The sequence below is a fragment of the Kitasatospora sp. NPDC048545 genome, assembly GCF_040651155.1.
Lineage (GTDB): Bacteria > Actinomycetota > Actinomycetes > Streptomycetales > Streptomycetaceae > Kitasatospora.
Window position 1 is genome coordinate 36,644 of the sequence record NZ_JBEZIQ010000021.1, and the last position, 12,592, is coordinate 49,235.

Here is a 12,592-nt window from a genome sequence, read left to right on the forward strand (position 1 = left end):
CCCGGGCGCGACGGCTCAGGCCGCGCCCGCACCGGTGAGGGCACGGACCTCCAGCTCGGCGAAGCGGTCGGCGTCGGCCGGCTCGGACGAGGTGACCGTCCCGATCCAGCCCGCCAGGAAGCCGAGCGGGATGGAGACGATGCCGGGGTTCTCCAACGGGAACCAGTGGAAGTCGACGCCGGGGAACAGCGCCACCTTGGTGCCGGAGACCACCGGGGAGAAGAACACCAGCACGATCGCCGGGACCAGCCCGCCGTACACCGACCAGACCGCGCCGCGGGCGGTGAACCGCGACCAGAACAGGCTGTACAGCAGGACGGGCAGGTTGGAGGAGGCGGCGACGGCGAAGGCCAGGCCGACCAGGAAGGCCACGTTCAGCTGCTGGGCGTAGAGGCTGATCACGATCGCCGCCGCGCCGATCCCGCCCGCCGCGAACCGGGCCACGACCACCTCCTGCTGCTCGCCGGCCCCGGGCTCGGGGTCCTCGGCCGCCCGGGAGGCCGTGACGCCCTCCTCCGACCGGGACGCCGGGACGGCTTCGGTCCGACGGCGGCGACCCCGGCCGCCCGCTGCCCGGTCGCGCAGTGCCCGTCCGCGTCCCCGCCGCGGCCGGTTGCGCCAGGCCCCGGCCCAGATGTCGTGGGCGAAGGCCGCCGAGGAGGCCAGGGTCAGCCCGGCGACCACGGCGAGGATGGTGGCGAAGGCGATCGCCGAGATCAGCGCGAACAGCACCACCCCTCCGGTGCTGCCGTTTCCGCCGCCGAGGACCAGGGCGAGCAGCGGCACGGCGGTGTTCCCCGCCGAGTTGGCGTGCCGCACCTCGGCTGAGCCGACCAGCGCGGTGGCGCCGAGGCCGAGCACGATGGCCATCAGGTAGAAGCCGCCGACCAAGCCGATCGCCCACATCGTGGAACGGCGCGCGGCCCGCGCGGTGGGCACGGTGTAGAAGCGGGACAGGATGTGCGGCAGGCCGGCGGTGCCGAGCACCAGGGCGAGGCCCAGGCTGAAGAAGTCCAGCCGGCTGGTGAAGCCGTGGCCGTACTTCAGGCCCGGTTCCAGGTAGCGGTGCCCGGCGCCGCTGTGCTGCGCCGCCTGGCGCATCAGCTCGCCGAGGTCGCCGTGGAAGCGGACCACCAGCAGCACGGTGAGCAGCACCGAACCTGCGGTGAGCAGGAAGGCCTTGACGATCTGGATCCAGGTGGTGGCCCGCATCCCGCCGATCGTGACGTAGACGATCATCAGGGCGCCGACCGCGATGATCGTCCAGGTCCGGGCGTGCGGACTGCCGGTGCCGAGCAGCAGGGCGACCAGCGAGCCGGCGCCGACCATCTGGGCGACCAGGTAGAGCAGGGTGACGACGACGCTGGCGCCGCCGGCCGCGGCCCGCACCTTGCGGCGGCGCAGTCGCAGCGCGAGCACGTCGGCGAGGGTGTACCGGCCGGCGTTGCGGACGAGTTCGGCAACCAGCATCAGCACGACCAGCCAGGCGACCAGGAAGCCGATGCTGTACATCACCCCGTCGTAGCCATACAGGGCGATCAGCCCGGCGACACCGAGGAAGGAGGCTGCGGAGAGGTAGTCGCCGGAGAGCGCGAAGCCGTTCTGCAGCGGGGTGAAGTCGCGGCCGCCGGCGTAGAAGTCCTCGGCGGCGTTGCCCTGGCGGCCGACCCACAGGGTGATGCCCAGGGTGACCAGGACGACGACGGCGAACAGCGCGATCGCGAGCGAGTGGTGGTCACCGGTGGGGGCGACGGGGGGCGGGGTGGCGGTCGTCAGCACGGTCGTCACCGTGTTCTTCACCGCGCCGGGCATCAGGGTGGTCATCACGCTCGTCATCGCAGTTGGTCCTGGGTGTCCCAGCGCAGGCCCAGGGCGGCGCGGTCGCGCTTGGTCCGGGCGTTGCGGGCGTAGAGCCAGGTGAGCAGGAAGGTGGAGGCGAACTGCAGCAGGCCGAGCAGCCAGGCGACGTTGAGCGGACCGGCCACCCGGGTGCGCATCAGGTCCGGGGCGGCGGCCTGGGCGGCGACGTACATCAGGTACCAGCCGAGGAAGGCGCCGGTGACCGGGAAGGCGAACGACCGGTAGCTGCGGCGGATGTCCTGGAAGGCCGCTCCGGCCTGGACGGCCCGGTAGACCTCGGTGCTGTCGGTGGCCTCCGGGACGGCCGCGGGCCCGGTCGGGGCCGGCTGCTCCGCGACGGTGGAGGCCGTACGGGCCGGGGAGGGCTGCGCCGGTACGGCCGTGCGGCGGTGCGGCGCAGCGGGTTCGGACGGGAGGTCCGAGCGGACGCCCGGCGGGGCGTCCGGGGGTTCACCGACCGCGGCGCCGGAGGAGGTGGCGGCGGCCGGAGCGGCCCACCAGTCGAATCGCTGTCCCTGCCCGGGACTGCTCGTCTGCTGTTGTGGCACTGCTGCTCCTGAACGGCCGGACGTTCTGACCCGAACCATGATGGCGGCCGCCGGACAGCCTCTCGGACCATCGCAGATACGTTCACTCGATGAGGTGATCGATCATCAGACAGGCGCTCATCTGACTACTGCTGCGTACCGGTGATTCCGTGTCGGAACGCGTACGCGACCGCCTGTGCCCGGTCCCGCACCGCGGTCTTGGCGAACAGGTTGTTGATGTGCGTCTTCACCGTGGCCTGGCTGACGAACAACCGCTGGGCGATCTCGGCGTTGGAGAGGCCCTCCGCGATCAGTGCCAGCACCTCCGCCTCCCGGGCGGTCAGCCCGTCGGGCAGCTCCCCCGGCCGGGCGGCACGTCGTTCGACCGACGGCACGACCCGGTCCGGCCGCTCCGAAAGCCTCTCCAGCAAACGGAGTTGGACCTGCGGGGAGAGTCCGGCCGCGCCCGCGCGGACGTCAGCGATGGCCCGGGCGATCTCCTCGCCACCGGCGTCCTTGGTGAGGTACCCGCGGGCCCCCGCCTGCAACGCCGGGAACAGCGAGTCGTCGTCGGCGTAGGTGGTGAGGACCACGACCTCGGTCTCCGGGTGGGCCGCCCGGATCCGCCGGGTCGCCTCGACGCCGTCGCAGCGCGGCATCCGCAGGTCCATCAGCACCACGTCCGGGTGATGCCGCTCCACCAGGGCGACGGCCTCCTCCCCGTCGCCCGCCGCACCGACCACCTCGATGCCGGGCAGCAGCCCCAGCAGCATCACGATGCCCTCGCGCACCACCGTCTGGTCGTCCGCCACCAGCACCCTGGTGACCGCCGCCGTCATGCCGGCACCCGCAGCAGCACGCGCCACCCTCCGTCCTCCGGGCCCGCCGTCAGCGTGCCGTCGAGCAGTTCCGCGCGTTCGCGCATCCCCAGCAGACCGTACCCGCTGCCGCTGCCGGCCAGCTCCGCCGGCGACGGCCCGTCCGCCAACTGGCCACGCGGTGGGCGGGTGTTGCGCACCTCCAGCTCCACCGCCCCCTCCAGGTAGCGCAGTTCGACGGAGCAGCGGGTACCGGGCGCGTGCTTGCGCACATTGGTCAGCGCCTCCTGCGCGGTGCGCCGCACCGCGAGGGCGCACTCGGCGGCGAGCGGGCGCGGGGTGCCGACGACGGCGAGGGCGGCCCGCTCCCGGCCGGTCAGCTCGACCAGGAAGTCCCCGACCGGGGTGAACTCGCCGCGCAGCGCGGACAGCGCCTGCCGGGTCTCGGCCAGGCCGTCCTGCGCCATCCGCCGTGCGGCGACGACCCGTTCGCGGATCTGCTCGCGGTCGGTGTCGCGCTCCAGCATCAGCCGGGCCGCCTCCAGGTGGACGAGCTGCGCGGACAGGCTGTGGGCGAGCACGTCGTGGATCTCCCGGGCGATCCGGGCCCGTTCGGCGAGCGCCGCGCTCTCCGCCTCGGCGGCCCGGGCGGCCCGCTCCTGTTCGAGTAGCCGGCGCGCGGTGCCGCGCGCCTCGACGTCCAGCCGCAGCAGGTAGCCGAGCAGACCGATCCCGACCACGGTGGCGCCGACGCCCAACCAGTCCGCCGGGTTGACCGCCGCGTACGAACCCATCGCGGCCCCCGCGACGACCACGGCGGGGGCGAGCGGCAGCCGGACCAGCGAGAGCACGGCCAGCCCGCACCACAGGACGTCGCCGAGCGTGGGGGCCTGCCCCCGGTGGGCCAGCCAGCCGGCCGCGAACAGGGTGGCGGCGAAGGCGAACGCGGGCGCCGGGCGCTGCTCCCGGGAGGCGCGCAGGAAACCGGCGCCGATGACGACGGAGGCGGCCAGCCCGACCACCGCGGCCACCAGCGACCAGCCGGCGTACCTGCCCCCGGAGAAGGTCCCCCAGCACACGGCGGTCAGCATCACGACCCGGCCGAGCACCGTCAGGGTCCGCCGCGGTCGGCTCTCCGCCTCGCGTTCCAGCCCCTCGCGGGACGGCCAGCGGGTCCAGTACCACCCGGCCACGGGTGCCTCCTCGGTGCTCACGGCGGCTCGGGGCCCACCTGCGGGATCACTGCGGTGTACCGGCGGTCACGGTCGACGCGCCGACGGGTCACCGCGCTACGGCGGTCCGCTCCGCGGGCTCCAGCATCCGGGCCCTCCAGTTCACCACGAGCGAGCGGACCAGCAGCATGACCGCCATGCCGAGCATCAGCGCGCTGCCGGACTGGTGGACGTGCAGCGCCGATCCGATCCCGTACAGGCCGATCCGGACGGCGATCATCCCACCCCAGGCGGCCATGGTGGCCTTGGTGCCCTTGGCCAGGACGGAGCCGTCGGTGTCCCGCCAGAGCCGGACGGTCCAGCCCCAGACGGAGCCCATCGCGAGTACCGTCAGCAGCCCGGCGGCCAGCAGGGCCGCCGAGAGCCCGGTGTGGTGGTGGTCGATGATCTGCGGGTCCCGCAGCGCGAGCACGCCCAGGATCAGCGGCAGCAGCCAGAACCGGCGCTCGGAGTCCAGGCGTTGGACGCGCATCTGGCGCTGGACCACCAGGACCACCACGGCGGCGACCACGAGGACGTCGGTGAAGGCGTTCATGCCGTCACCTCGCCGCACTCGGCAGGGGCGCCCGCCCGCACGCGCCTCTCGACGACCCGCTCGTTGCGCTCGTTCATGGGAGCTTCTCCGTCCCGACGGAAGGGTTTCTGCTGACCCCTCCGACGCTACGGACCGGGCCGTTCCCGCTGATCGGAGCCGGGGTGGACCTCGGGTGGAACGGAACCGGCCGGGCCCTCCACCCGTGGGTGGAGGGCCCGGCCGGACGGGGTGCGTCAGGCGTCGATGCGCGAGCGGTCCAGGGTCGCCGCCGAGTCCACGATGAACTCCTTGCGCGGGGCGACGTCGTTGCCCATCAACAGGTCGAAGATCCGCTCGGCCTGCTCCAGGTCGCCCAGGTTGATCCGGCGCAGCGTGCGGTGGCGCGGGTCCATGGTGGTCTCGGCCAGCTGGTCGGCGTCCATCTCGCCGAGACCCTTGTAACGCTGCACCGGGTCCTTCCAGCGCTGCCCCTTGCGCTGGAACTCCAGCAGGGTGGAGCGTAGTTCGGCGTCGGAGTAGGTGTAGTGGTACTTCTCCTGGCCGCGCTTGGGGTTGGTGAGCTCGATCCGGTGCAGCGGCGGGACGGCGGCGAAGACCCGGCCCTGCTCGACCATCGGCCGCATGTAGCGGTGGAAGAGGGTGAGCAGCAGGGTGCGGATGTGCGAGCCGTCGACGTCGGCGTCGGCCATGAAGATGACGCGGCCGTAGCGGGCCTGGTCGATGTCGAAGGTGCGGCCCGAACCGGCCCCTATCACCTGGATGATCGCGGCGCACTCGGCGTTCTTGAGCATGTCGCTCACCGAGGCCTTCTGCACGTTGAGGATCTTGCCGCGGATCGGCAGCAGCGCTTGGAACTCGGAGTTGCGGGCCAGCTTGGCGGTGCCGAGCGCGGAGTCGCCCTCGACGATGAACAGTTCGCTGCGCTCGACGTCGTCGCTGCGGCAGTCGGCCAGCTTGGCGGGCAGCGAGCTGGTCTCCAGCGCGGTCTTGCGGCGCTGGGCCTCCTTGTGCTGGCGGGCGGCGACCCGGGTACGGGCAGCCGCTACGACCTTCTCCAGCACGGCCCGGGCCTGGAGCTTCTCGTCCTTCTTGGCCGAGGTGAGGAAGGCCTTGAGCTCCTTGGCGACGACGGCGGCGACGATCCGGTTGGCCGCCGAGGTGCCGAGCACCTCCTTGGTCTGGCCCTCGAACTGCGGCTCGGCGAGCCGGACGGTGACCACCGCGGTGAGGCCCTCGGTGGCGTCGTCCTTGGTGACGTCGTCCTCGGCGACGCGCAGCAGCTTGCCCGCCCGCAGCGCCTCGTTGACGGTCTTGGCCAGCGAGCGCTCGAAGCCGGTGACGTGGGTGCCGCCCTTGGGGGTGGCGATGATGTTGACGAAGGAGCGCAGGGTGGTGTCATAACCGGCGCCCCAGCGCAGCGCGATGTCCACGCCGAGGGTGCGGGTGACCTCGGTGGGGGTCATGTGGCCGAGCTCGTCCAGAACCGGCACGGTCTCCTTGAAGGCGCCCTCGCCGCGCAGCCGCAGCACGTCGCAGACTGGCTTGTCGGGGGCCAGGAACTCGCAGAACTCGGCGATGCCGCCGTCGTAGCGGAAGACCGACTCGTCGACCTGCTCGCTCTCGGTGAGTCGCTCGTCACGCACGACGATGGTCAGGCCGGGCACGAGGAAGGCCGTCTGCCGGGCGCGGCTGTGCAGCGTCTCCAGGGAGAGCTTGGCGTCCTTGAGGAAGATCTGCCGGTCGGCCCAGTAGCGGATCCGGGTGCCGGTGCGGGTCTTGGGCACCTTGCGGGCCTTGGTCAGCCCGTTGGCCGGCTCGAAGGGCGCGTCCGGACTGGTCTCGGTGAAGATGCCGGGGGTGCCGCGGCGGAAGCTGATCGCGTGGGTGTGGCCGCCGCGGTCGACCTCGACGTCCAGCCGGGCGGAGAGCGCGTTGACGACGGAGGCGCCGACGCCGTGCAGACCACCGGAGGCCGCGTAGGAGCCGCCGCCGAACTTGCCGCCCGCGTGCAGCTTGGTCATCACGACCTCGACGCCGGAGAGCCCGGTCTTGGGCTCGACGTCGACCGGGATGCCGCGGCCGTTGTCGCGGACCTCGACCGAGGAGTCGGGGTGCAGCACGACGTCGATGCGGTCGCAGTAGCCGCCGAGCGCCTCGTCGACGGAGTTGTCGATGATCTCCCAGAGGCAGTGCATCAGGCCGCGGCTGTCGGTCGAGCCGATGTACATGCCGGGGCGCTTGCGGACGGCCTCCAGCCCCTCCAGGACGAGCAGGTGCCGCGCGGTGTAGTTGGAACCGTCGTCGCCGGCCAGCAGCGCGGACGGCACGGTCGTTTCGGCACTCACGCGGCACTCTCCTCGGTGAAGTTCTGTCTCATCGGTCACATCCGGACGGATCCGGACCAAACGCCAGTGCAGCACGCCGCACCGACATTCGTCGCTCTGCGTGCCCACACCCCTCCGCCGGGTACGCAGCACGCCGGCCCGGCCCCGCGCAGCTTGTACGCGCTGCGCGAACAAGGACCGCGTCCGGGCGTTGGCCCCGGGGGCGCCATCTCCTCCCGGTACCACCGGTCCTGGCGGTCCGTGGGGCCCGGCACAGGCTCGGGAACTGCCGTTATGCAGGCTACCGGGGCCCGGGACGGGGCTTATGCTCCAACCCGGCAGAGGATTATGCTACGCGGACCTCGAACCCGATCCCGATCGGACGTTCGAGCGACGGGCGGATCCCGGGATTTCGGCACGCATGAACCACCGGCACCCGGGGCACGTCCTCATCAACGACAGCAGAATCCTCAGAGAAGAAAAGCCACGAGCGGGAACGTTTTCGGCCTGGTTGGATGTTGACCCTGGTACGACAGCTCGTCGAGCTAGAGAAGAGGCGACGTGACTACTGTTCTGACACCTGCGAGCCCGCTCACCGCGGCTGACCGCTGCGACCGCTGCGGCGCCCAGGCCTACCTGCGCGTCGTACTCGCCAGCGGCGGAGAGCTGCTCTTCTGCGCCCACCACGGCCGGAAGTTCGAGCCCGAGCTCAAGAAGATCGCCGTGGAGATACAGGACGAGAGCGGCCGTCTCACCAGCACCACGGCCACGGCCGACGACGACGACGAGCGCTGATTCCTGGCGCCACCGACAGCCGACGTCGAGCTGTGTCCGGCCGCGCACTGCGCGCGACCGGTGAGCCGGGCGACCGACCCCGAGGGGTCGATCGCCCGGCTCTGCCGTTCTCCGGCTGTCCTCCGGTCGTTCTCGGAACTGCCCTCCGGACTGCCCTCCGGGCTGTTCTCCGGACGGTTGCCCCTCGTTCACCCACCCCGGCCCGGACGACCCGACGTGACGTCATAACGTGATCGCCACATCACTCACCGCGAGGAACGCGCCCACTGCCGGCCGCTCCTGACCGCTCACAGCACCGAGTGCACCGCGTCCACGACCGTGGACAGCCGCGTGTAGACCCCCGGGTGGGCCGCCTCCGCACAGCCCGTCCCCCAGGACACCAGGCCCACCAGCCGCCCGCCCACGACGAGCGGGCCACCGCTGTCGCCCTGACAGGCGTCCTTGCCACCCTTCTCCTCGCCCGCGCAGACCATGCCGCGGGCGTCGAACTTGCCATCCGGCCCGCCCGGGTAGGCGTGGGCACAGGTCTCGTCCGGGACCATCGCCACGTCCACCCCGCGCAGCACCGGCGAGTAGTCGCCCCGCCCGGTGGTGTCGCCCCAGCCGTACACCTGCGCCGTGGTCCCGGCCTCGTAGGGCGCCGCCTCACCCTGGCCGACCAGCTCGACCACCGGCCGGGAACCCTGGGACTCGCCGAGGGTGAGCACCGCGACGTCGTTCATGTTGGCGGCGAAGGAGTAGTCGGGGTGGATCCATACCGACCGCACCGCCACCTCCCGGCCGGACGTGCCGCGCATGTCGTCCCGGCCGACGATCACCTTGAGGCCCGGCCGGTCCACCCGACCCTTGGCCTCTTCGAAGAAGCAGTGCGCGGCCGTGACCACCTTGGTCGGGCTGACCAGCGCACCCCCGCAGAACTGGCCCGAGCGCCCGCTGCCGAACTGCTGGCGGCTGGCCAGTGCCACGATCCACGGGTGGTCGGCGGTGCTCGCGGCGTTGCCGCCGACCACCCGGCGCTGCGCCTCGGCCGGCGCGGCCGATCCGAGGGAGACCAGCGGGACCGGCGCGGCGGCGAGCAGCGCCAGCGCGGCCACCCGGCGACGGCGGCCCACCCGGGCGGCGGCCGGGTCCACCACGGACTGGACGGGGGTCGGCAGGTCAGTGCGGTCCGGCTCGGTCGGCACCGTGACTCCAGAAGGCTCGGCAGCAGGCAACCGGCACAGCGTAGGTGATCGACTACGTTGGGCGATCGGCAACCGTCGTGCCGCCACCCGGACGAGCGACAACCACCACCCGGACGCTGACGCACACGGGCCCGGACAGCCGCGAAGGCCCGGAGCCGTACGGCTCCGGGCCTTCGCTTCGACGATCGCCGCCGATCAGTCCAGGTAGTCGCGCAGCACCTGGGAACGCGACGGGTGGCGCAGCTTCGACATGGTCTTCGACTCGATCTGGCGGATGCGCTCACGGGTGACCCCGTACACCTTGCCGATCTCGTCGAGCGTCTTCGGCTGGCCGTCGGTGAGGCCGAAGCGCATCGAGACCACGCCGGCCTCGCGCTCGGAGAGGGTGTCCAGCACCGAGTGCAGCTGCTCCTGGAGCAGGGTGAAGGAGACCGCGTCGGCCGGGACGACCGCCTCGGAGTCCTCGATCAGGTCACCGAACTCGCTGTCGCCGTCCTCGCCCAGCGGGGTGTGCAGCGAGATCGGCTCACGGCCGTACTTCTGGACCTCGATGACCTTCTCGGGGGTCATGTCGAGTTCCTTGGCCAGCTCCTCCGGGGTGGGCTCGCGGCCCAGGTCCTGGAGCATCTGGCGCTGGACGCGGGCCAGCTTGTTGATGACCTCGACCATGTGCACCGGGATGCGGATGGTGCGGGCCTGGTCGGCCATGGCGCGGGTGATCGCCTGACGGATCCACCAGGTGGCGTAGGTCGAGAACTTGTAGCCCTTGGTGTAGTCGAACTTCTCGACCGCACGGATCAGACCCAGGTTGCCCTCCTGGATCAGGTCCAGGAAGAGCATGCCGCGGCCGGTGTAGCGCTTGGCCAGCGAGACCACCAGGCGGAGGTTGGCCTCCAGCAGGTGGTTCTTGGCCCGGCGGCCGTCCTCGGCGATGATCTCCAGCTCGCGCTTGAGCTTCGGGGCCAGCTTGTCGGCGGCCGAGAGCTTGTCCTCCGCGAACAGGCCGGCCTCGATGCGCTTGGCGAGCTCGACCTCCTGCTCGGCGTTGAGCAGCGGGACCTTGCCGATCTGCTTCAGGTAGTCCTTGACCGGGTCGGCGGTGGCACCGGCGACGGCGACCTGCTGGGCCGGCGCGTCGTCCTCGTCGTCGTCGGAGAGGACGAAGCCCTCCGACTCCTCCTCCGGGCCCTCGGCCTCGGCCTTGTCGCCCGGCAGCGCGGTCTCCTCGAGGATCTCCTCCTCGCCGAGCAGCTCCTCGTCGCCCTTGCCGGACTTCGTGGCGGCGGTCTTCTTGGCAGCGGTCTTCTTGGCCGGCGCGGCGGCCTTCTTGGCCGCGGCCTTCTTCGCCGGGGCGGCCTTCTTCGCCGCGACAGCCTTCACCCCGGTGACGACGGAGGTCGTCTCGGCGGTGATGTCGGCGGAGACGGTGGGGGCCGGGGCCGCGGCGGCGGCGACGGCCGGAGCCGCGACGGGAGCGCCGGGGGCGATCCGCACGGGCGGCTTGGTCGGGGCCGACGGGGTCCGGGTGGTGACAGCCTTGGTGGCGGTGCGCTTGGTGGGGCTCTTGGCAGCAACGCTCTTGCGCTTGGCGCCGGCCGGTTCGGCCGCGCTGACCATGAGGTCCACCCCCTCCTCAATCAACACCTGGTTGAGGCTGCGCATGACGTTCTTCCACTTGGTGACCGGGATCTGGTCCGCCTCGAACGCCTGGCGCACGTCGTCACCGGCGATCTGCCCCTGGGCCTTGCCCCGCTCGATGAGCGCCAGCAGAGCCGCGGACTCGGCGATCTCGGGGGGAAGTGAACGGGATGTGCTGGCCGACACGAACAACCTCTCGGACGATGAGTGGACTCGAACCCGTACCGGCCGCCCGAGCGGGCGGGGAAGGAGATCGCGCGCCTGACGCGCGGTGTCGATTCCGACCGACTCGGGCTTGAGGACTGGGTTTGCAGGACGGCAGCAGCGCCGCGGACCAACACAGCATTCTGACATGTTGGAGTATTCCGCAGCTGCTCCCGCTCAGGAGACATCGCTGCTACTCGTCAAGTGTTACGCATGGCCTTCGTGTCGCGGGTCACACCACACGGCGCCCGCGGCCACCGGGCCGGGTTCCATCATCGCGCACACTCGCCGAAGTGTTTTGTCATGGCCGCGATGACTGTCGGGGCCGACCGCCCCGGGCCCCGGAGGACCGTCCGCATGCGGAGGCCCTCCGGCTGCGCCGCGCGGTGCGGCCGGAGGGCCCTGGCGGAGCGGACCGCCGGACCCGGCGCCTCCGCTCGTCGGAACAGCCCGCTCAGTGCTCTCGGGGCGCGGGGACGGACGGCTCGATCTCGGGGTGGACGGTGAGCAGCGCCCGCATCGCGACCTCGGCCGCGGCGCCGTCGCCGGCCCCCAGGGCGTCCACCAGCCGGGCGTGCAGGCCGACCGAGGACTCGGAGGGCCGCTCGCAGGAGATCGCCGGGCCGCCCGAGACCTGCAGCGCACAGGCGACGATCCCGGACAGGTGCTCCAGCATCCGATTGCCGGCCATCTGCAGGACCAGGCCGTGCAACTCGGCGTCGGCCCGGGTGTAGGTGGACAGGTCGGCCTGGGAGGCGGCGTGGCCCATGATCTCGACCAGCTCGACCAGCCGCTGCTGGACGTCCTCCCGGCCGTGGCCGGCAGCCAGCCGGGCGGCCAGCGGATCGATCGCCCAGCGGAGCTCGAACAGCTCGCGCCGCTGCTCGTCCCGCTGCGGACCGAAGGCCCGCCACTCGATGATGTCGGGGTCCAGCAGGTTCCAGTCGCCGACCGGGCGGACCCGGGTGCCGACGTTCGGCCGGGCGCTGACCAGGCCCTTGGCCTCCAGCACGCGCAGCGACTCGCGGACGACGGTCCGGGAGACCTCGAAGCGCTGGCCGATCTCCTCCGGCACCAGCGGGCGGTCGGCGCCGAGGTCGCCGGAGACGATCATCTGGCCGAGCTGCTGGACCAGCTGGCCGTGCAGACCGCGGCCGCGGCTGCTGGTGGTCTTGCGGCCGACCCGGGCGATGTCGGACTCGGCGCCCTCCCAGCGGGGCGCCGGCGGGGTCGGCCGGTCGGCGTACGAGAAGCGGTCCGGATCGCCGGAGCCGTGGATCGGCCCGTCGGCGGAACGGGCGGGGGTCATGGTGGGGTGCGCAAGGGTACTCACGCCTCCTTTGTCGGCGATCGGCAGGCGCGGCTTGAGAATTCTCGTGAAAAGCACACGAAAGGGTGATCGACCGTGACTGGATAATTGACTTCTTATCAGGAAGAACCGCTCATTTCGGCCACTGCTGGTCGATCTTGGTTCT

General features: G+C 71.9%; 10 protein-coding genes. 1 reads left to right on the forward strand and 9 read right to left on the reverse strand.

What is annotated here, in order from left to right; translation table 11 throughout:
- Positions 1–15 precede the first annotated feature (15 nt).
- The 6 genes from AB0D10_RS20940 to AB0D10_RS20965 all read right to left on the reverse strand — a co-directional run bounded on the left by AB0D10_RS20940 (position 16) and on the right by AB0D10_RS20965 (position 7,317).
- The gene (locus tag AB0D10_RS20940; protein ID WP_360258324.1) at positions 16–1,836 is read right to left on the reverse strand and encodes a cation acetate symporter; all 1,821 of its coding nucleotides are present in this window, start codon (positions 1,834–1,836) and stop codon (positions 16–18) included.
- Positions 1,833–2,408 carry a DUF485 domain-containing protein gene (locus AB0D10_RS20945; protein WP_360258326.1) on the reverse strand — a complete coding sequence of 192 codons (576 nt, stop codon included), beginning with the start codon at positions 2,406–2,408 and terminating at the stop codon, positions 1,833–1,835. Before AB0D10_RS20945 ends, AB0D10_RS20940 begins: the two co-directional genes overlap by 4 nt.
- Positions 2,409–2,533: 125 nt before the next feature.
- Positions 2,534–3,226 (reverse strand): response regulator transcription factor, encoded by a 693-nt coding sequence (locus AB0D10_RS20950; RefSeq protein WP_360258328.1) that lies wholly within the window; start codon positions 3,224–3,226, stop codon positions 2,534–2,536.
- Positions 3,223–4,419, reverse strand: coding sequence for a histidine kinase (locus AB0D10_RS20955; protein WP_360258330.1), 1,197 nt, complete (start codon positions 4,417–4,419; stop codon positions 3,223–3,225). The genes AB0D10_RS20950 and AB0D10_RS20955 overlap by 4 nt, the downstream gene beginning before the upstream one ends.
- 67 nt (positions 4,420–4,486) lie before the next feature.
- Positions 4,487–4,972: a DUF1453 domain-containing protein gene (locus AB0D10_RS20960; RefSeq protein ID WP_360258332.1), complete on the reverse strand. Its 486-nt coding sequence runs from the start codon at positions 4,970–4,972 to the stop codon at positions 4,487–4,489.
- Positions 4,973–5,205: 233 nt separating this feature from the next.
- A complete protein-coding gene (locus AB0D10_RS20965; RefSeq protein ID WP_360258334.1) occupies positions 5,206–7,317 on the reverse strand; it encodes a DNA topoisomerase IV subunit B in 2,112 nt (703 codons plus the stop codon).
- 540 nt (positions 7,318–7,857) lie between these two features.
- On the opposite strand from AB0D10_RS20965, the gene AB0D10_RS20970 reads away from it, so the two are divergent.
- A complete protein-coding gene (locus tag AB0D10_RS20970) occupies positions 7,858–8,091 on the forward strand; it encodes a hypothetical protein (RefSeq protein ID WP_360258336.1) in 234 nt (77 codons plus the stop codon).
- A gap of 287 nt (positions 8,092–8,378) precedes the next feature.
- Here AB0D10_RS20970 and AB0D10_RS20975 read toward each other — a convergent pair whose 3' ends face one another.
- From AB0D10_RS20975 to AB0D10_RS20985, 3 genes are all read right to left on the reverse strand, one after another.
- A complete protein-coding gene (locus AB0D10_RS20975) occupies positions 8,379–9,275 on the reverse strand; it encodes a serine protease (RefSeq protein ID WP_360258339.1) in 897 nt (298 codons plus the stop codon).
- Between the two features lie 195 nt (positions 9,276–9,470).
- Positions 9,471–11,099 carry an RNA polymerase sigma factor gene (locus tag AB0D10_RS20980; protein WP_360258342.1) on the reverse strand — a complete coding sequence of 543 codons (1,629 nt, stop codon included), beginning with the start codon at positions 11,097–11,099 and terminating at the stop codon, positions 9,471–9,473.
- A gap of 472 nt (positions 11,100–11,571) precedes the next feature.
- Entirely contained in the window at positions 11,572–12,504 is a 933-nt protein-coding gene (locus AB0D10_RS20985) for an FCD domain-containing protein (protein WP_360258344.1), read from the reverse strand.
- Positions 12,505–12,592: the final 88 nt, after the last annotated feature.